19 protein-coding genes are annotated in these 19,028 nt (G+C 60.3%); 9 read left to right on the forward strand and 10 right to left on the reverse strand.

Annotation, left to right across the window (positions count from 1 at the left end; all coding sequences use genetic code 11):
• Positions 1 to 77: 77 nt before the first annotated feature.
• Entirely contained in the window at positions 78 to 2,741 is a 2,664-nt protein-coding gene (locus tag ABRP34_RS03555; RefSeq protein ID WP_353712282.1) for a UvrD-helicase domain-containing protein, read from the reverse strand.
• Between the two features lie 218 nt (positions 2,742 to 2,959).
• Between ABRP34_RS03555 and ABRP34_RS03560 the strand changes: the two genes are divergently transcribed.
• Positions 2,960 to 3,775: a hypothetical protein gene (locus ABRP34_RS03560; protein WP_353712283.1), complete on the forward strand. Its 816-nt coding sequence runs from the start codon at positions 2,960 to 2,962 to the stop codon at positions 3,773 to 3,775.
• 89 nt (positions 3,776 to 3,864) lie between these two features.
• Here ABRP34_RS03560 and ABRP34_RS03565 read toward each other — a convergent pair whose 3' ends face one another.
• Both ABRP34_RS03565 and ABRP34_RS03570 read right to left on the reverse strand, forming a co-directional pair.
• Positions 3,865 to 4,566 carry a DUF6308 family protein gene (locus ABRP34_RS03565; protein ID WP_353712284.1) on the reverse strand — a complete coding sequence of 234 codons (702 nt, stop codon included), beginning with the start codon at positions 4,564 to 4,566 and terminating at the stop codon, positions 3,865 to 3,867.
• Between the two features lie 61 nt (positions 4,567 to 4,627).
• Entirely contained in the window at positions 4,628 to 5,419 is a 792-nt protein-coding gene (locus tag ABRP34_RS03570) for a hypothetical protein (RefSeq protein ID WP_353712285.1), read from the reverse strand.
• Between the two features lie 261 nt (positions 5,420 to 5,680).
• Between ABRP34_RS03570 and ABRP34_RS03575 the strand changes: the two genes are divergently transcribed.
• Both ABRP34_RS03575 and ABRP34_RS03580 read left to right on the forward strand, forming a co-directional pair.
• Complete coding sequence (locus tag ABRP34_RS03575; RefSeq protein ID WP_133830806.1) at positions 5,681 to 5,980, forward strand: DUF4193 domain-containing protein; 300 nt, start codon at positions 5,681 to 5,683, stop codon at positions 5,978 to 5,980.
• Complete coding sequence (locus tag ABRP34_RS03580; protein ID WP_353712286.1) at positions 5,952 to 6,368, forward strand: hypothetical protein; 417 nt, start codon at positions 5,952 to 5,954, stop codon at positions 6,366 to 6,368. Before ABRP34_RS03575 ends, ABRP34_RS03580 begins: the two co-directional genes overlap by 29 nt.
• A gap of 125 nt (positions 6,369 to 6,493) precedes the next feature.
• Here ABRP34_RS03580 and ABRP34_RS03585 read toward each other — a convergent pair whose 3' ends face one another.
• The gene (locus ABRP34_RS03585) at positions 6,494 to 7,315 is read right to left on the reverse strand and encodes a nuclease-related domain-containing protein (protein WP_353712287.1); all 822 of its coding nucleotides are present in this window, start codon (positions 7,313 to 7,315) and stop codon (positions 6,494 to 6,496) included.
• Between the two features lie 625 nt (positions 7,316 to 7,940).
• On the opposite strand from ABRP34_RS03585, the gene ABRP34_RS03590 reads away from it, so the two are divergent.
• Positions 7,941 to 9,065, forward strand: a complete 1,125-nt coding sequence (locus ABRP34_RS03590) for a hypothetical protein (protein ID WP_353712288.1) — start codon at positions 7,941 to 7,943, stop codon at positions 9,063 to 9,065.
• Positions 9,066 to 9,102: 37 nt separating this feature from the next.
• Here ABRP34_RS03590 and ABRP34_RS03595 read toward each other — a convergent pair whose 3' ends face one another.
• Positions 9,103 to 10,272, reverse strand: coding sequence for a hypothetical protein (locus ABRP34_RS03595; RefSeq protein WP_353712289.1), 1,170 nt, complete (start codon positions 10,270 to 10,272; stop codon positions 9,103 to 9,105).
• A gap of 358 nt (positions 10,273 to 10,630) precedes the next feature.
• Here ABRP34_RS03595 and ABRP34_RS03600 point away from each other — a divergent pair, with 358 nt between their 5' ends.
• The 4 genes from ABRP34_RS03600 to ABRP34_RS03615 all read left to right on the forward strand — a co-directional run bounded on the left by ABRP34_RS03600 (position 10,631) and on the right by ABRP34_RS03615 (position 13,257).
• Positions 10,631 to 10,984 (forward strand): hypothetical protein, encoded by a 354-nt coding sequence (locus ABRP34_RS03600; RefSeq protein WP_353712290.1) that lies wholly within the window; start codon positions 10,631 to 10,633, stop codon positions 10,982 to 10,984.
• Positions 10,985 to 11,128: 144 nt separating this feature from the next.
• On the forward strand, positions 11,129 to 11,407 hold the full coding sequence (locus tag ABRP34_RS03605) for a DUF5655 domain-containing protein (RefSeq protein WP_353712291.1): 279 nt from the start codon (positions 11,129 to 11,131) through the stop codon (positions 11,405 to 11,407).
• Positions 11,408 to 11,691: 284 nt separating this feature from the next.
• Complete coding sequence (locus ABRP34_RS03610; protein WP_353712292.1) at positions 11,692 to 12,216, forward strand: hypothetical protein; 525 nt, start codon at positions 11,692 to 11,694, stop codon at positions 12,214 to 12,216.
• A gap of 267 nt (positions 12,217 to 12,483) precedes the next feature.
• Entirely contained in the window at positions 12,484 to 13,257 is a 774-nt protein-coding gene (locus ABRP34_RS03615; RefSeq protein ID WP_353712293.1) for a hypothetical protein, read from the forward strand.
• 292 nt (positions 13,258 to 13,549) lie between these two features.
• Here ABRP34_RS03615 and ABRP34_RS03620 read toward each other — a convergent pair whose 3' ends face one another.
• Both ABRP34_RS03620 and ABRP34_RS03625 read right to left on the reverse strand, forming a co-directional pair.
• Entirely contained in the window at positions 13,550 to 13,882 is a 333-nt protein-coding gene (locus ABRP34_RS03620; RefSeq protein ID WP_353712294.1) for a hypothetical protein, read from the reverse strand.
• Between the two features lie 158 nt (positions 13,883 to 14,040).
• Positions 14,041 to 15,324 (reverse strand): hypothetical protein, encoded by a 1,284-nt coding sequence (locus tag ABRP34_RS03625; RefSeq protein ID WP_353712295.1) that lies wholly within the window; start codon positions 15,322 to 15,324, stop codon positions 14,041 to 14,043.
• A 103-nt stretch (positions 15,325 to 15,427) separates the two neighbouring features.
• Between ABRP34_RS03625 and ABRP34_RS03630 the strand changes: the two genes are divergently transcribed.
• Positions 15,428 to 16,153 carry an NYN domain-containing protein gene (locus ABRP34_RS03630; protein ID WP_162520268.1) on the forward strand — a complete coding sequence of 242 codons (726 nt, stop codon included), beginning with the start codon at positions 15,428 to 15,430 and terminating at the stop codon, positions 16,151 to 16,153.
• 107 nt (positions 16,154 to 16,260) lie between these two features.
• On the opposite strand, the gene ABRP34_RS03635 is transcribed toward ABRP34_RS03630, so the two are convergent.
• The 3 genes from ABRP34_RS03635 to ABRP34_RS03645 all read right to left on the reverse strand — a co-directional run bounded on the left by ABRP34_RS03635 (position 16,261) and on the right by ABRP34_RS03645 (position 18,549).
• Positions 16,261 to 17,361 carry a DUF4238 domain-containing protein gene (locus ABRP34_RS03635; protein WP_353712296.1) on the reverse strand — a complete coding sequence of 367 codons (1,101 nt, stop codon included), beginning with the start codon at positions 17,359 to 17,361 and terminating at the stop codon, positions 16,261 to 16,263.
• A 511-nt stretch (positions 17,362 to 17,872) separates the two neighbouring features.
• The gene (locus ABRP34_RS03640) at positions 17,873 to 18,259 is read right to left on the reverse strand and encodes a hypothetical protein (protein ID WP_353712297.1); all 387 of its coding nucleotides are present in this window, start codon (positions 18,257 to 18,259) and stop codon (positions 17,873 to 17,875) included.
• Complete coding sequence (locus tag ABRP34_RS03645) at positions 18,232 to 18,549, reverse strand: hypothetical protein (protein ID WP_353712298.1); 318 nt, start codon at positions 18,547 to 18,549, stop codon at positions 18,232 to 18,234. Before ABRP34_RS03645 ends, ABRP34_RS03640 begins: the two co-directional genes overlap by 28 nt.
• Positions 18,550 to 19,028 lie beyond the last annotated feature (479 nt).

Consider the following 19,028-nt stretch of genomic DNA (forward strand, 5'->3'; position numbering starts at 1 on the left):
GGATCGACTCGGCAGCGAGCGGGCCGCCCAGATTGAGTTGGAAACCATGGACTCGCAATTTCGACATCTTCCTGCTCTTAAGCATCAGCGAGTTTCATCGTTCCTTTGCAGGTCGGGTACCCGGCGCAGCCGAAGAACCGGCCGTAGCGCCCTTTGCGTTCCTTCATCGTGTGTTTCTTGCATTTCGGGCAGACCACCGGGGTGATGTCATCGCCTTTGGCGGACCGGATCTTGAGGATTCGGTCTCGAACCAGTTCGAGGAGGAATGCTGATTCTGCGCCGCTGCGGGTGACCAGGAGCGCGGAACGCCGCGCACGGGTCAGTGCGACATAGAACAGGCGTCGTTCTTCTGCGTGCGGGTAGGAGTCGGGGGCGGCCATGGCCAGTTGCAGGAGAGTATCATCCTCGACAATGCTGGGGAATCCGTTCCTCTCAAGGCCGAGCACAACGACGTAGTCTGCCTCCTTTCCTTTTGAGGCGTGCACGGTGTTGAACTCGATGGTCAGGTTGGCGTATCTGGCTTCCAGCGCCGAGATGACATCGTCCTTGGACCGGGAGTACCGGCCGAGCAGCAGCACAGTGGCCGGCTCAGTGAGCTCTGAGTCAAGGGTTGTCAGGTGCTGCCGAACGACCGATCCGTAGTGGCTGCGCTCCCGTACACTGACGGCGCACACCGTCTCGTCAGTCTCCGGCGCTGAAGATCGGACGTTCTTGGAGATTTGATTGGGGTTCTTCATCACGAACCCACCGGCGACATCGCACAGGGACTGCGGGGACCGGAAGGTGCGGTCCAGCCAGATGGTGGACGCTGTCCCGAACCAATTATCGAAGCGGGTCATCACACTGAGGTCTGAGCCCGCGAACCTGTTGATTGACTGCCAGTCGTCGCCGACCGCGTACAGGTAGTTTCCAGGAGTCTTCATCAGCGCCCTCACCAGCGCCGCACGGGCAGCGCTGGTGTCCTGCATCTCGTCGACCATGACGAGCCGGTAAGGGCTCATCCACCGGCCGGACTCTACGTGATCGGTGGCAAGATTCAGCATGTCCTCGAAATCGATCTGGCCCGCAGCGCGGAGCCGGCTGTCCCATTCGGCGAGGATGACGCCGTACAGGCGAGTGAAGAGCCTGGCCCGCAAAGTCCGGCCGGCCCGCTCCGCCAGCAGATCAGGGGTGAGTCGGTTGCCCTTCGCGTGTGACATGAAGGACCGCGTCAGCGCCAGCATCGCCTGGTCGCTGATCGGTGGCTCCCCGGCTGCTTCCCGGTAAGGGTCTTCCTTTAGCTGGATTCCGTGCCGGCGCAGCTCCTGCTCGAGGTGCTCGAACCCGGACCCGTCCCGGATGGTCGCCGAAGTTGTCTCGATCAGTCGAGTGCCGTAACGGACGTGAGTGTGACGCCGCCACTGCATACTCTCGGCATACCCGTCAAAGTGGGGCGGCGGGGTGCCGTCGGGACCGAGCGCCCAGTGCTCATGCCACACATCGATGTCCGGGTAGTAGAAGTCCGGCTGGTACTGCCGGTGGTGTGCGTCCGCGACGTCGTACGCGTAGGGACGTTCGTATTGGTAGCGGACACCGTTCAGGAAGAGCCAGTTTGCGATCATCACCTCTTCCTGGCTCTTGACGATCTCCCCTGCGAGAGTACCGAAGCCGCTGGTACCTGTGTTCCTGTCCGACTTCTCAGGATCGGCTTCATCACCGAGATCCGGAAGCTGCCGGCCGAAAACGAGCCGGAAGAGGTCCCAGTCCCGCCGGAAGGCCTGGTCCTGGTCGCGGAGGACATCCACGATCCTCGCGAGCCGCCCGATCCCGTTGTCCGCGGTCAGGTCGTCGGGAAGGGACGGCTTGCGGTCAGTGGCCTCGCCGATGATACGCAGCCCGAAGGCATGGAACGTGCTCGACGCCACGCCGGCACCATCATTGCCGAGGCGGGACACGAGACGGTCCGAGAGCTCACCGGCTGCCTTTTTGTTGAATGCGAGGGCGAGGATCTCCGTCGGCTGGGCGATGCCACGCCGGATCGCATACCCGGCGCGGGCTACCATCGTCGACGTCTTCCCGGAGCCCGCGGCCGCGATCACACGCACCCGGTTGTCGAAGCAGACCGTCGCCCTCGTCTGCTCTTCCGTCAACGGCGACTTCTCGACCTTGCGGAAGAAGTCTGCCAACTCGTTTTTCTCCCACTCCAGGAACGCCTCGTTCCGCTGGGCAGCCCACCTTGACAAGTCAGTGATGCGGCAGGCGTCGACTGCGGCACGCTGGTCCTCACGTTTACCCTTGGGAAGCCCGGAGAGCCTCGGATCGCTGTCGGCAGCCAGCCAGACAGCGACGTCCGGACGGGAGCCCTCGAGCGCGGCGATCGTGTCCTGGTCCGCCCACCGTTGTCGGTCCATCACATCCCGGACCCGGGACCACCACAGGCTGGCCGCCTCGCCCTGCTCCTCAGCCTTTGAGAGCAGGGCGGCGAGATGCCGTCGCTCATCGAGCTCGGAGTGGTAAGCAGCGGCGACCTCACGCACCGCGCGACGAGACAGCCCATTGAGCACCGTCTCTGTCCCGTGGACGAGAGTGACGATGAGCTGCCCCGAGCCTTCATCGACTGCGAGTCCGAGGACGTCGATGACATCAGCGTCCACCTCCTGGGGGATTCCGCAGACGCGCAGGCGGCCCTCACGGATCGACAGCACCCATGACCCGGCACCTCTGAACGCGCGTGCCCACCAACCCGGCTTCCACTCCGTCATGCTTCCCCCGACTCACACATGTTCAAAAGGAGGCCATTTGCCCTCTTTCCACGTTATCAGCGAGGAATTGTGTGTCGTCGAGTGCGTTCACCGGGTTCGTGCTGACCCGCAGGTACTGGACTCGGCGGGCTTGCCCGTCAAACCTTCGATGGCATGGTGGAGGTGGACCTCCCCAGCATGGAAGGATATGGCAGAGGTCTTGGGAGAAGGAACGGGTTGTGAGCACCACACACGAAGTAGTGAAAGCCGACCACGGGGCGCAAAAGAAACGTCCGCTCGTCCGCGTTGAGCCGCAAAGCCAACGTGACGACGGGTCGCCCATCGCAGGTGAAGGTCAGGCGTATGTGACCCGGTCGGGGAAGCTGTTCCACACTCAATGGTGCTCGATCATGGATGGTCACTGGCGGGCCGTCAATGGAGGCATCTACGTGACCATGATTGCGGATGTGGGCCTGCGGGGACATTGCCCGCAATGCGACCAGGACCCCGAAGCGAAGAAGCGCTCCAAATTGGAGCGGGCGGAGAAGCGGGCAGAGAGGCTGCGACTCAAAGAAGAAGCGAACGCCGAGCACCGGGCGAAGGAACGTCCGCTCGTCCGCGTTGAGCCGCAAAGCCACCGTGACGACGGGTCACCTGTGGCCGGTGCCGGACAGGTGTACGTCACGCGAACCGGGAAACTGTTCCACACTCAGTGGTGCTCGATCATGGATGGTCAGTGGCGGGCGGGCCAAAGAGGTATATACGTAACCATGATGGCTGATGTGGGCCCGAGGGGACGCTGCACGCAATGCGACAGGGACCCTGAAGCGGTGAAGCGCTCCAAATTCGATCAGGCAGAGTTGCGGCGACTCAACCAGGAACTGGATCAACTGGGCAGGACCATAGCGCGAACCCTCGTGGTGAAGGGACCGGAGGGGGTCAACACATTAGGCCCTCAAGTGATCCGGTTCAGGGAAACCGAGGCAGAGCTGACTGCATTGTCCGGTCGCGTCGGGGGCTCGTTTCCGGACTCAAACGATGCTCGGAACTCGTAGTACTCCTTCACCGGCAGACTTCGGCCGGCTACGAAGCTGACGCGGGCGGTTGCGAGATTCGACCAAGTTTGTCGTGGCTTCGCTGTGCTTCAGCCGGTGATTCCGAGTTTGCCGGCTCGCCCGCCCTTGATGCCATGGTCCTTGCCGTAGCGCCACAGGATGGCGTCCATGATGCGCAGTTCGGAAATGGGTGTCTGGACCGTAGAAAGCTTGTGAATGCGCTGCAATCGTCCAGCAAGGTCGGGGTCTTGCATGAAGAGGTTGTGCCAATTCAGCCACTGGCCTTCAGAAGTGTCTTTGCCCACGACTGCCCCGATGACTTTGTCCCAGATGGGGATGAGATGCGGTCGCTTCCTCGCCATGATCTTGCTGGCTGTGGTGGCCCCGACATCCCAGCGCGTTTTGGGTGTGCGTCTCAGCTCCTGCCAGAGCAGCCATGAGGGGCTGCCCTCCCCGAGAGTGGCTTCTGCTTCCGCTACCGTGAGGTCGCTCATCCTCACGTCGGTGCGTATATCAGCCAGGAGATTTCGTATATTCGTCGCCAACGGCTGTTCCTGCAGCCCGATGATGGCCTGGGCCGGAACTTTGACGCTGAGCATTGACACGGCGACAGCGTCGCTATCGGTGATCCTGTCCCTGACATCAGGGCCGTCGCCGCGGTTCGCCCATTCATCAAAGTAACTGCCGGTACTGAGCAGCCCCGTCTTTGTGGACGGTTCAAGGTAGTAGCGCCGGAGCAGTTCGGCTGCGGCTTCGACGTTCTCTTCTTTCAGGATGGCTGGTAGTTCCATGAATCCCCCTATGGCTTCAATGCGCGGACTATGACCCTGACTGACCCTGCGACGTGCGTAGTCAGTCTGAATGGCGAACCTCAATCTCGGGGTGGTTCTCTGTGACCCACTCAGCCATCCGAAGGTTCCGTGCCGCGATGAACTCCAGCGTGGCCTCCCGGTACGTTACGTACTCGTCTTTTGTGGCCGGCATCCCGGAACGCTTGAAGTTGTCGAAGGGAAGGTAGAACCGAACCTCTTCGTAGTCGGGTGTCACGAGGTCTTGAAAGTGGAAGAACTCCACAAACTCCTTGAACCCGTCGAAGAGCGCAAAGAAGTCCGCGTACGCGTTGATGACATCGGCTAAGGGGCTCTCCGGTTCTCCTGCGTGATGACGCCGGATGCACTCCAGGGTCAGATCCATCCGGTCGGCGATGAGCGCCCTGAACCCCCGGGCCTGGTTCATCGTGGGTCGGTCCTTCTTCCTGACGGGCCAGATCATCGCGCTGCCGATGGTGTACGGCGGCTTCAGGTAGCGGGCCCGCTGCTCCTCGTTCAGCGAGGCGATGGCGTTCGCCAGAGACGCCGTACGTGCCCGGCCAGTGTAGGAGTGGGTGATGGCGTCACTGCCGTACCAATGCATCGCCTCGGAGGGGTCAGTGAAGATGAGGTAGCCGTCCCCACGCTTCGGCGGCGCGGTCGGTTCGAAGACGACGCCGGAGTTCAGCGTCTTGGTCCACAGCAGCTCGTGGTCCGCCCGGAGATTCGGACTGCCACTGTCCGGGTCAGTCCCTGGAGGGGTGTCGGTCATGTAATTGAACGAAGTATCGAAGACGCGCGGCTGTTGCTGCTGCGGGTATTCCGGATCACTCAAGATTCCCCCAAAGACCAGAGTTATAAGACGAACGAACCGGTGGTTGGGTCCGCAAATGTCTCGGCCATCGGCTCTGTCCCAGACTAGGTGTCACTTCCTGATATTGAAACCCCAAGTGGCCGACTGACTCTCGGCAATGCCCATGTTCCCTGAAGTTCTGATTGTGTGCCCATGCAGAGCAGCTCTTTTAGGGAATTCTTCCCGTGTCCTGTACGTTGCAGGACCGGTAACACCCCATCAACAGAGAAGAGATGCACCTCCGTGGCAACCGATTACGATGAGCTGCGCACCGACGTCAAGGAATCCCAGGAAAACTCCCTGGAGGCCCTGAAGTCCGCCAAAGCCCCGGATGCGAAATCCGTGGTTCAGGAGCTCGACGAGGCTGACGCCCTGGACGGCCTGACCCCTGGCGGGGAGTTCATTGCCGAAGAGCTGGTCGTCCAGGTCATTCCGCAGGCCGACGATGAGTTCACCTGCTGGTCCTGCTTCCTGGTCCGCCACCGTTCGCAGAAGGCCCGCGAGAAGGACGGCCATGCCTACTGCGTCGAATGTGAGGGCTGAGCGGTTTTGGCCGGCTGTCCCGGAGCATATCTGGAACAGCATCCGCGAAGAATTCACCCTGCCGACAGCGGCAGACCTGGAGACGAATTTCCAATCCCTCGGCGACCCGGAGGCCATGCGCCGGGCAGTTCGGGTATTCATCGGCGAGGGAACCTTCTGCCCGGGCTTCCAGCTCAAAGATGGGCTCTTCCACGAACCTGTGCTGCGCCTCTTTGACCAGGCGATGAGCCTGAAGATTCCTCATAACGTGTTCGCCGCATGGATGGTCAGCCCACTGCCGGCAGAATCCCGTTCCCGGCCAGTGGACATACTGGGCAGCATGACGCTGCTCCAGAGCTCCTTGGTCGCCTTTGGTGACAGGTACCGGCCGGCCGAAAAGCGTAGCTAAGAGCTTGGCTCTGCCGTATCCCAAGCCAGATAAGTTTGCCGGGACAAGGCTGAGCGCTACGTCCTGAAGATTGGCTCATGTTCAACGTCGTCGTCCCAGAGCGGCCTGGAACGTGGGCACCTGACTCAAGCAGGCTTGAATCGCGAGGCTAACGACTCACGCACCGCCGCTACATCAACGTCGCCGGCTGGCTCTTCTACAAGAACTTTGGCCAGCCGTTTCGGCCAGAGTACATGAACGCCATGGGTCGAGAATGCGCCTCCGATCAACGGCCAGTCGGCTTCAACAAAGCACAGCGCCCCGGTGACCGGAACATCCCCGACGAGGCCTCGCACGACGTCGACCTGTTTGAGCACCCCATCGACCAGTTTCGTGCAATCACGTCGGCCGACGAGGAGCTTCTCGACGCGGGGGCGAAGGATGCCACCCTCGATCTTCAGTTCAGGCCGTCCCTTGTACCGTTTGGCGTCGATGACCCAGATTCCACTGGGAGTGATGGCAATGTGGTCGATGTTGGCCTTCGATCCGGGGATGCGTCGGTCGTGAAGGACGGCCAGGCCATCGGCGGCCAGGGCATCCAGCCGAGCGCCGAGGCGTTCCTCGCCAATCGCGCCTCGATCCCAGGCCTTGGTGCTTTGGCGTTCGTCAGAGACGGCGACTGCGATGCCGCCGAATGGACCCCACTTCTCGCGGAGCTTTTCCTCGTCTTTCGCTTTGCGACGCTCATACTCGCGTCGGGCTGACGACCCGGCTACTCCAGATTCATTGGCTGGCAACGCCTCACAAGCCGGTTCGAGGTCGTGGGACGTGGATTCGGCAGCCTCGGTGGGACACTCCAAGCAGCGGACGGTCTTTGTCTCGCTCGCATAGATCGCTTCCGTCCCGGCCGGAAGAGATGTACCGCACAGCCGACACGCTCCGGCGTACCGGAGCCTCATCTTCTTCATGAGGACACAGGGTGGAGCATCGACACGGACCCAATCTGCTTGTAGATCACGGCGGTTAAACCGCGGATACGTTTACCATGGCTCAATCCTCGCCCACCGCATGTCAATTACCTGCAACCGTCCCAGGAGCTGAGTGAAAATGTCGACCGCCGGCCTTCCGGTGAGCTGTAGTGACCTACGATCGAACGGCCGTAGGTCACTATGTCGTCTGCTGGCTGTCTGTAGCCGGGAATTCACGGAGTGTGGCCGCTATGGCTCTGACTGCCGTCGGGTCTTCCGTCCAGTGCCGGGCCGTACGTGTACAGGCGTGGAAGTTTTTCACTTTCGATGCTTTGGCGGCCTCAATTAGTTCTGCCCACGCTTCCCGCAGTTCCGCTTGGAGCTCAGGTGACATGGGCGCGCTCGGGACAGGTCCCGCCGCCACGACTGGACTTTTGGGTGTCGCGATTGCGCCTTTTCGCCGAAAAAGACTTGTGAGACCCATTTCGGTTCCCCCTTTCCCCTCTGCCCAGAGTATCAATGTCCCCGCAATGTGTCCGGGACTCCGAACCCGGCCGGCCAACCAGCTCGGCTGAAGCGGCTCCCCTAATTCAGGCTGCCGGAGGTCGTCAAGGATACTGAATGAGTGACTGACCGGCCTGCAATCTACCTGTTCCCGTATCTTCGTCTGCGCGAGGAAGTGAATGTCGGGCCATGGGTGCTGCAACCGCTTGACCCAAAAAAACTTGCTGAGCCCTTTGACGGCTTTGGTCGGACACTGAAGGCACTTCTTTCCCGGTTTCGCGATGATGCCGGCCAGCGATTGAAGACTGCAACGCTCGTTCGACGTAAAGAACCAGAGCTTGATCCTGGCGAGGCCCGCGAACATGAACGAGGTGCCCTGCAAGCCGCAGTGTTGTTCGCGGTGACGGACGCCAACACCGGCAACGGAAACGAAATCCTCTGGGAAGCACCCGCATTAAACCTTGCCACTGCTGAAGTGGCGACGTTCTTTGTGGGTGAACTCACCGCGCTCGAAAACGGAACCTTTGTGCGCACCCGCGGCGGCACTCTGAATCGAAGAATCGTTGGCGGCGGCACCGTGAATGATGACTTTGTTGTTGTGCCAGCCCCGGAGGGTCTAGTGACGATTCCGGATCTCACACTCGACAGCCGACTTCTGGACGCCGTATACCGCGTTTCTGTAGAAGCCCTGTCAGATGACTCTGCCAAGACCAAGCGTGAGGTCTGGGCGGCACTCCATTGGCACGGTCGCGCGTGGGAGAACTCGCCGCTTCACAGCATGCCGGATATTCTCGTGCAGCTGAAGACGGCCATCGAGGCCCTCTCAGGTAAGACCGGGACGGCGACCGGCATCAGCGCTCTTGAAGAGATCTACCGTTCAGTCACTGGAACGATCGGTGCCGATGAGTTCCTATGGCCGGAGTCATCCCCGTGTTTTTCGCGTGAATACAATGGGAAGACCAACATGTATAGTTCTTTCGGCCACTGGTATTGGTGCCTGGCAGATACTCGCAACGCCATCGTTCACGACACAGAATCACCTGTCATGGAGCACGAGGCTGCTGGATCACCATTCCAGGGAAACCTCTTTCGTGTCGCCGAACGGGTAACGCGCGAACTCATCAAGATCCGCCTCGCTCAGTTTGGCTATCCGGAAGCAGCCCTTAGCCCGTCGAGTCGAAAGCATCTTCGCATCGCACAGAGCCGCGGCCTTCAAATAGGCACGATCTCTCCAGCCCAGAAGTAGGGGTGGAAGATGACTGCAGTATCCTCAATAGGGTGCCTCAGTGCTCGCCTGCAGTCTGCGTCTCGCGGCCGAATGCCAGAGCCTCGTCCCGCAGACCATTCAAGATTTCGACGTTGCGCAAAACGATGCCAGCCTCGTAGTTGAAGGCAGCTCCCAGCCGCCCCACCCGCTCCATGACCTCCGCGGCGGCCAACTGTTCCAGCCACGCCACAAGCTGCCCCCTGTCCGGGGAACCGTCGATCCTGCTGATCAAGTCAGCCAGATCGATCCGTGCTGACGCCGCTCCGAGACGCAGTTGATAGCGATCCACGGCGGTTGTCCTTGACCCCATGGACATCGCTTCACGCTCGTCTTCGTGACCGACCGTGATCTCGTAGCGGGCCGGAAGCGGGGGCTCGGGCGGTTCCGTACCGGTGATAAGGCGCGGTACCGCCTGCGTGCGGACCCACCCGGAGATCTCATCAAGCTCCTTTATCAGCACTGGCCACCGGTCCGTGCCCGGCCGGTTGATCCCCACGGTCGGGAACAGGGTGACAGGGACCTTAGTGCCCAAGGGAGTCTCTGCGATGATGTCGCCAATACACATCGGCTCCTCCGGCAACGGAGAGTAATCACGCAACGAGCGAGGCTTCTGGTCATCCCTGATCATGACCGCCAGCCTGACAGCCGTGATCGCCGGTGTCCTGTGCTTCGCATGGTTCGTGTGAAGCACGAGCCGCGCCAACGGGTGGAGTTCCGCCTGTGCGTGCCGATGGAAGGGCTGCAAGGCCTCAATCCGACGAGCCAGCTCGCCACCGGCGCGTAGCGATGGGGGACCGTTCCGGGCGCGCTTTTTCTTCCACTCGGCAAATTTTTCATGAGTATCCGAGGCCGGCATCTCGACAAGTTTGGCGGCCTTCTCATCGAGCGGAGCACCGTCCAAGAACTCGACCTCGGCGAAGAGCGCATGCTCGAGCGCGGCCCGCAGCGCCACTAGCGCGTCGGCCACGAGCAGCGGCACCTTGCGCGGGATCGGAGCCACCCGCTCTACAACGGTTCGGCTGAACCTGCCGGCAGGCACTTCGCGCAGGCCGATCACGTCGTCTGGCTGCGTCTGGTAGTCGAAGAGGAGATCCGCGATCTGCCCGATTAGCTCGTCGGCGTGCGAGAGTGTCGCGGCGACGCCAAGATGGCGCTCGGGGAGCCAGGCATACGTGTGATCGGTCATGACGACACTCTAGGAGTGATCCCGGGCGGATTATGCAACACACCGCAGGCGTGCCCGAGCCGCGGGGATCAGTTGTCCCTTCTTCGTCACGTTGTCCGCGCAACGCGCCTAGCTCATGCACACCTCCCCGGAGACAATGGTCCACATGGTCAACCGCTACCAACCGTTGTCGGATCGCCAGATGAAAGTCCTCAAGCCCATGCCCTCGGCGAAGGCCTCACGCTTGCACCCGCACGGGCGCGGCTGCTCCTCGAACTCGCCGCCGCCGGCCTTGGCGTAGAACCCCGAGCCCTGGACCGGGCTATATGGTTGCACGAGAGCCCTTCAGAACCTGGACCGTCCCGGATTGGAGCATCCGTTGCCCCAGCACCATAAGCCACTTAGCGTTCTGCAGTCCGAAGTCTTAAAGTGGATCAATGACGGCTGTCCGGGCGGTGTCTTTGAAGGTTACTCGCATCGGATAGCAGCCAGAGCCTTGGCGGACGATCGATACATCACTATTACTGGCAAGGGTCCGACCTGGACGGCCAAGATCACCCAGCTGGGTGTGGAGCTGCTCAAGGGCATCGATGACTCCGATAGCAACAATCACACCCGCTTTAAGGACAGCCCGCTCCGGCTCAACAAGGGACTTGGTCAACTCGAAGTCTGGACCGTCAGCGAGATCCAAGAGCGCGCCGCCCGGCTGGCAGAAGATGCGCTGAAGATCTGATCCCTACCTGAGCTGCCAGCTGAAACCATCACGGAGTTCGAAGGAAAGCGGGCAGAGTCGGACTTCTCCATCGAAGACCACCCATATCTGCTCCGGCAGCCGCGGCGAGCGTTGTTTGAGAAGTTCAGTGCCGAGGTTCTGGCCTTGGACCCAGGCATCACTCAGCAATTCCTCAAGCTCTACGTCGCTTTCAAGGCCGAGACCAACTTCGTCGACGTCGTTCCGCAGAAAGCTCGGCTGAGGTTGAGTCTCAACATCCCAATCGAGGCGCTCCGCGACGAGCGGGGCCTTGCCTGGGACGTCAGCAGCAAGGGGCACTGGGGCAATGGGCCGACCGAGGTCGGCCTGGACGAGGACACCGACCTCGTTTACATCATCGGTTTGGTTCGCCAGGCTTTCGAGTTCCAGATGGGTGGCGAGTAGGCGGATCTGAAGTGCCCCGGCTGTATGTGGTTTTACCGCCGGAACCATCACGGAGGGCTTCTCTCAGGGGAGCAACTGCCTCTGACCGTATGCTTGTATTTTCGCTTTACTTGCAGTTCAAGCTCGAGGCTTACTGCTAGCTTTAGCACTTGGTATTTGTCTTGCGGAGATCCCGGCTAGGAACACTGTGAAAGGTTGGGGCAGAAGATTTCAGCGTGGTGTGTCCCTGCTGCAATCGCTGCCATGTTGTTAATGACTCACGCTAACGAAAGCGAGTTGAATTCATGAAGGCCTTTTTGGGGTTCATTCAGGCCGGTCTCGGTATTGGTGGGCTGATCGCTCTTTTCAATGGCCAATGGCTGGCCCTCTTCTTGTGTTGGGGTGGGGGCTTTCTGGTTGGTCTCCTCGGTTCTCGAGCGACGCGAGCTATTGAGGGCGTGAGTGAGGGTGGACGGGAAGCATCGAGGAACATCGGAGCCGCTATCGAGCAGTTACGACAAGGTCGCTATGATTCCGCAAACGGTCTGGTTATGGCCGCGGTCTCACAGTTTCGGATTGGTGGCGACAAAGGCTTGTTGGTAGTTGCGCTGACCCTTCAATCAGTAACTATGGCTGCGGTGGGAAAGTCAAGTGCGGCTCATAAGGCGGCCATCGAAGCAAAGCAGCAACTGACAAATCTGCCTTCTGCGATGGCACTTGAAACTGAAGAATTGAGAATGATCCTTTCGGTTGTTGATTCTGAGATTTCAAGCGGGAGTGAACCCGATCGAATTGTACGGAAGTTTCTTGAGTTGACCGACGCCACCTAGCCGCGCGTGACCGTCAGATAGCAGCGTCGTCGTCGGCATACGTCCAGTTCGGCAAGAGGTTGACTTGCTGCGGAGTGCGACAAACCTGGCTGTGAGGCGTCCCGCAGCGCTGACAACGCGCCGGAGACCCAGCCCTCGGGTAAGGTTAGTCGGCTACGGAACGTGGTGGAATTTGGGTTAAATGTGTAGTCGAGTTCCGGTTTAACGTCTAGTGGAGGCAATCGTCAAATGAGTGAGACGAGAAGCGGGAACGATAGCAGCTCCGCGGTGGAACAACTGATTGCATCCGGAGCGGGAGCCACTGGGGTCGCAGCGGGTGGACTGGTGGGATTCCTGGTGGGCGGCCCGCCCGGTGCCGTGATTGGAGGCGCGACCGGCGCTCTGTTGCAGGACGGCGTCAAGGCCGCAGTGGGGCATGTCGCGGAGCGACTGACCACTCAATCAGAACGAGAACGCGTCGGATCGTGCATGCTGCTTGCGTATGAGTTGATCGCACAGCGGCTCAACGGAGGCGAGGAGCTTCGGGAAGCGAGCTTCTTCAAGCGCCGGGAGCGCAAGGCGCAACGTGAACTGCGGTCGGAAGCCGAAGAACTTCTCGAGGGCTCATTTCTCGCGGCGCGCGATGCATACGAAGAGCGCAAGGTCGAGCTGATTGCACGTTTTTACGCCAATGCGGCGTTCGCTCGCGACCTCGACTCGAGCCATTTGAATCACATCCTGAATCTTGCAAAGCTGCTTACCTATCGTCAACTGGTCATTGTCGGGATCGTTGGCCATCTTGACAGGGGTACGGTCCGAGCGATGGACTTTCGCGGGAGCGGATCACTACGACCTGCGACCATCGGAGTACTCTTCGAGATCTATCAGATGGTAGGCCTCGACCTGATCAATTCCACCGATTCGTCGTACATGTTGGGCGTCGCAGACATTAACCCGAGCTTGCTGCAACTCCAAGGAAATGGTGCACATCTGTTCAACCTGCTCCGTCCGGACCAGGTGCCCGAAGATGACAAGCGCTTCTTCTTCGACGCGATAGCGTAGAAAGGCGCAAGGGCCGGGAGGACGAGTCTGTCCGACAGCCGTACGCCCTGTTCGGCGGGGATGAGGACAGTGCAAGACGGCAACGTTCACGGCTCGACCCGACCCGCGATTTGCCCTGTCCCGTCCTGCCGTTGGGGAGCAATGGGCTACCACCCGCGGAAGAACTGGGTCCGCTGGGTCAATGTGGTGATCGGGGGTACGCGCGGACGAGACGTTGCTCCGTGCCGGAACTCGGTGGAGTCCGCTTTACGTCTAGCGTCGTTGCGCTGCGCTACGGGAGCGAGGGCGCGGATCAGAGATGCTGCCTCAGCCAGTCGGGCAGGCTCGGGTCGTCAACTCCCCAAGAATCCTGGAGCGTCTCGTCCTCCTGCCAGGTGTTCTCATCACCATCGAAGAACTTCTGCCTGTGGCACTTGTACTTGACGACGGTGTCCCCTTCGAGCCTGTACTCGTTCCAGTAGTAGTTCTGCTTCCCGTGGCCGTTCCACTCTTGGGTTGTGTAGATCGTCGTCATGAGGCCCGAGTGTAGCAGGGGCGCGGCGAACCGAGCGCGATCGGGGTTGTTGTTGAAGGTCAGCTTCACCACGGCCGGAACGGACGCGACGATCGCACCGAAAACGGCCATGAGCGACAGTCCGGACTGTTACCTGGCAGGACCGCATGACGAGCTATGGGATAAGGCATGGAAGCCAAGTGTTCGGACAATGACATCGCTCAGCCAGGCACCTCAGGCTTCGGCAGCCTCACAGCTGGCGTTGCCTTCGAGGGGATCCGCATCTGACCTCATGCTGGTCTTAGGGCCCGCCCCTTGCTCCGCTTCAGCCAGCACGCGACGCCCAGCTCGGCTGCCTTCTCCTGGTCCGTGCATACTCCGGCGGCGGTGAACGCGGTGGCCGGGACACTGTCTGCGGTCGGTTCCGGGACTTCACGCAGGAGCCACCCCGTGTGACGGCCCGTATCGAGGCTAAAACGCTCGGTGAACGGCATCCGTTCCATGTGCGTATGCCGCGGCTCGGCCAGCAACCATTTCTTCTTCTGGTTCGCAGTCGTTTGGGCTCCCCCGTCGTGAATGATCCTCCCGGCCATCGCAGCTGCCTGAGTGAGGTCCTGGTGGCCCCAGAAGACCATGGCAAGCTGATCAGGGTCCTCATGAGTGGGTATTCCCCCGGACAGTGCGGGGGAAGCGAAATGCCATTTGCTGCCTTGGATAAAGTCCAACGGTGTTGGTCGGAGACCACCGTCAATGCCGGTCTGCCGTGCCGCTTCCTCCACGATTAGCGCCAAGGTTTCGATGCCGGAGATCGTGGCGGACAGATCCAGCCACTCGAAAGGCCGCTCCTCCCAATAATCATCGACTGCCCAATACCATCGCTGTTCGCGGCGATCAGAAGGGGACGGACCTTTCGGGTGTTCTGCGGGCCAGACACCGACGCGGCTTCCAACCTTCTTTGTCGCCACCAGATCGGTGGCCTCCAGCTGGTCCACCATCCTGGTGACCCCTTTGGTGTCCCTGTCTGTGACCACTCCCGTCAGGTCCACCTGGAGGATGCCGGGACGTTGGCGCACCGCACTCAGGATGGCTGCGAAGCGTTCGTAATCGGCCTTGTGCTCGAGGGCTTGCTCCAGCCGACTGTCATGGGTTTCCACGGCGAAGACCGCATTGCGGTCGTACCGGATGCGGCCCGTTTCCCCCTCTGCTCCGTCATAGGGCTTTTTTGTCTCATCCAGCGCGAACCGTTCAAGGGCTATTACCCGATCGATAACGTCCAACCGCCCGAAAATTGAGGCCAGGTAAAGGGGAACCCTGTCCGGTGCAGATACATTGACGTGGCTGCTGCCGAACATCGTCTTGCGGACTGCGTAACGCTCTGCTTCTTCGTCCAACGCCTGCGCGGCTATGTCCAGCGCACGCTGGTAGTTTCTGGCCCGGACAGCCTCTTGAAAGAGACCCCATCTGAACCTGGGCAAATCACCCAAAATCCGCGCCCGGAAGAAGCGGAGCATCTCATCACGTCTTGCCGGTACATACACGGTGGTGCGCCTTCCGCTGAGGTCAAGTTGCATCATTTGGTCTGATTCGATTAATTATCGTTGCACTTCTCGGATCTCAACTCACGATGCCACACCAAACAAGTTGACCGGGCTCATGTCTCCCTGCATGATCAACAGGGTGAATCCTGACGAGAAGCGCATTGCCTTGCTCATTGATGCCGATAACGCACCAGCCTCGAAGATTGATCTCGTCCTTGCTGAAGTTGCACGTCACGGGGTGGCCAACGTGCGGCGGGCCTATGGGGACTGGAAGAGCCCCTACCTGCAGCAATGGCAAGCTGCTCTCCATCCGTACGCGATACGGCCCATGCAGCAATTCGCGTACAGCACTGGAAAAAACGCGGCTGACATGGCGATGGTGATTGATGCTATGGACCTGCTTACGGCAGGCTCAGTGGATGGGCTCGCCCTTTTTTCGAGCGACGCCGACTTCACCCCGTTGGTGATGCGCATCTTGGCGGACGGCCTAAAGGTGTATGGATTTGGAGAGAGAAAAACGCCGGAGCCCTTTGTTAATGCTTGCTCGCTGTTCACTTATGTCGAGGGACTGGGGCAACCCCACACCATCCCTGATAAGTCTTTAGACGGGCTTGGTGGAACGAAGGAGATGCGCGGCGACGCCAGACTCGTGCTTCTGGTACGCAACGCTGTCGAAGCTGCTAGTGGAGATGATGGCTGGGCGCACCTCTCCGCAGTTGGAAATCAAATAGGTAACCAAGCATCGCTGGACCCGCGCAACTATGGCTATCAGAAGCTGAGCGACCTCATTGAGGGAATAGGCCTGTTCGAACTCAAGCGGGGAAATCAGCAAGTTCTCGTTCGGGATAAGCGAACCTTGAGATAGAGCACTTCCCGGTGGCGACGCATCCAACGGTCGGCTCGATGCGACGTGGCTTGTGATCTAAATGGACACCGTGCCCTGCTCGTACCATGGGTGCTTGGCAGCGACCACTAACCCCAAGCGTCAATTATCTTCTGTTCCTCAGGAGTCGGACGAGGAGCTGCGGGCACGCGCCCGGGCCACCACCGATTGACCACACGGACGGGCGCATCGTGCTGGCCCTCCCACCTCCGCGGCGTCCAGAACCGAAATAGGGATTCGTCCGACTTGGGTAAGTCGATCAGCTGAGACCGGATGCTGACCGGCTGTGAGGGAAGGTATAGCCTCTCCGCAATGCTGTCTCCCGCGCGAGCGATCGCGAAGCTATGCGCATTCGCGAGGATCGAACTGTTTAGGTCGATCGCTTCGCTCGTCGTTAGCATCGAACCAGGCTCCAAGGGAGGCTCCAGATCACGTCGGTACAAAGCAAGCACAGAATAGGGGCCCAAAGGGAAGGCCAAAATCGGAGCGCCCCACACCCCACCCCCTATCGCGGGATTGGCCATGTACTCATGTAGCTCGATGACAGGCTCATCACAAGTAATTAGCGCTCTTCGAGTCCCATAAAGCGTTACATGGCGTGTCATGAGGATGCCGGCGATATGTGTCGCTGTTTTTGCTGAAGACTCCAGGTCTTCTTTCCGTGGGAGCGGCAGTTGCGACGGATCGGCGCGGAAACGTTCGACATCCGCAACAAGCTTTTCGAGGTCCTCGGAGGCGAACGACCGGTCACCGGCGGACAATTCGCGAGCTAGTTCTCCAGGTCCGCCGATCTCCAGGACCCGGGCCATCTGCTCGGCAATCATTGCACGCCGCCGCAGACGCGCAGAGCGGCTGCGCGTCATCTGCACAGCCAGAAAGAGACATAGCCACTGATGTGCTTCGTCGTCCATGGCCCCCGGGCCGGCAGCATCGATGCGTGCGATCGATGCCGCGGCCTTCCTCTCGACCTCCGAAAGCCACGCTTCCCAATAGACCGGCGACGTCTCATCGTCCGGCTCATCAAGTCGATAGAAGTCAGTCTCCAACGCGGCCTGGGCCGGAGAGAGTTCGTAGGCGTTCCGCCCGCGCAGTAGGTCAACGACTCTTACTCGGCCATCGACAGCCCAGCGATCGATGTAGAACCGGGGGACGAGATGATGGCGTCTTGGCTCCTGCCCCGCCGCTGTCATTGCAGCAGCCCGCGCAGCTGCCGTAGCCCATAGGTCATACGTAAGTTCCGCTCCCATCTCAGGAGCGTATCCAAAGAGGACAGCATCGACGGAACTGTGTCTGGCCACGCGTCATTCCTTAACCTGCGCAAACCTTCGGGACCGGGACTCCCCATTGCGGAACCAGAGGCTCGTTTTCGGTCGGGCCCGACTGCAAGGCTGACTTGATGGCGGCCGTGGTAGCGCCACATGCTCATGCTGTCGCCGTCAGATAAGGCGGAAAGCACAAATGAAAGCCGCGATCTCTCCCTTACTTCGGGAATGTATCTTTCCAACCCCTCGACTTCCGTCGGCAGCGCTCCAGTGCCGGCGCATTCTTCTCATGCCCCGAGCCCACGCTGCTCATGGTGTTGGGCGTTCACGCTTCGCCGGGAGCATCAGCCAACACGAGCCAGCGGAAGCAGCTCTGAGTCCGACTCAACATTCGGCTGGGTCTGCACCATCTTGAAGAATATGTCTGACTGCGCTGCGGTCAGATACTGGAAGCTCTGCGGGGGACGAAGGGTCGTGCCCAGTTCAGACAGGGGGACCGGTTCAAGGAATCGGCAGCGGTCTCGACCAGGATCCCTGTTCCGTGCTCCCGCTGGTCGTAGTAGTCAAAGAACCTGCTCTTTGAGATCCCACCAACTGCACGGAATGTGGACCAGAGCCTCTTCGGAGACATGGTCTTCTGCCCGCGGACAGCAAACCACCCAAGAAGTAAGCCAACAGGCATGGTGGCATAGATCAGAACGTGGCTGACGTCATCGGCGACGGGCCGCTTGCGGAACTCCACAATCTTCTCGCCGGCGAGAATCGCATTGGCAAACTCCGGCCTGATAGACATCAGGGCTACCCTTCCTGGAGTGTTCTTGCCCACTGAATTCCTTCCTCTGATTTGATTTGGGCGATGGATTGCGGGGACTCTTCCATGACTCCCAGCATTTTGAGGTTTTCGCGCGACACTGGCGCGTCGAGCACTTGGTCAAGCCTGAATTTGACCGCCAGTACTTCCTTTGCGCACATCTTCTGGAGTTCCTCGGCACGGTATACGGTGCGTGCTCCGGCGAAACTCAGCACGTCGGCCAGGACGCTGGTACGTCGTGTTTCTTCAACGACGCCAACAGCGTGCACAGTCCGGAGAAAGAAAAGAGTGTCGCCCGGCTCCAACGTTTTTATACCCGAGTGGCAGATGTATAGATTGGTGCTGACGTGGACAAGTGGTCCAGGACGCACTGGGCCGACTTCGATACCGTATGGTGGCGGGCTGAAATCTCCCAAGGCCGTCAGATTCGGTCCCGCGTGGACATCTTTCTGCAGTACTGGCTCACGATGCGCTTACAGGAAGAAGTCAAAGCGGAGTTGGTGTTCAGAGTTTTCGCAGACTACGCAGGGTCGCGACTGTCCACTCCCGCCAACGCGGAAGCCTTGCTGACGGAACTGCGGCAGGATGCCGACACCTACCGGGGCCTCAGCGAACTCGACGTAGCGACGCCCGAAGGACGGTTCCGCTCCCGGGTTATCGAAACGATGGAGCTGGCGGCCACCACCCCCCCCTCTTCCTCTGGCTCCTCTCCGAGAACCACTCGGTTCCCCGCGACCAGGTGCGGATAGCACTGGACGCCATCGAAAGCCGGGTTATCCGCAGC

The sequence above is a fragment of the Arthrobacter sp. K5 genome (genome assembly GCF_040448525.1).
In the GTDB taxonomy this organism is placed as follows: domain Bacteria; phylum Actinomycetota; class Actinomycetes; order Actinomycetales; family Micrococcaceae; genus Arthrobacter; species Arthrobacter globiformis.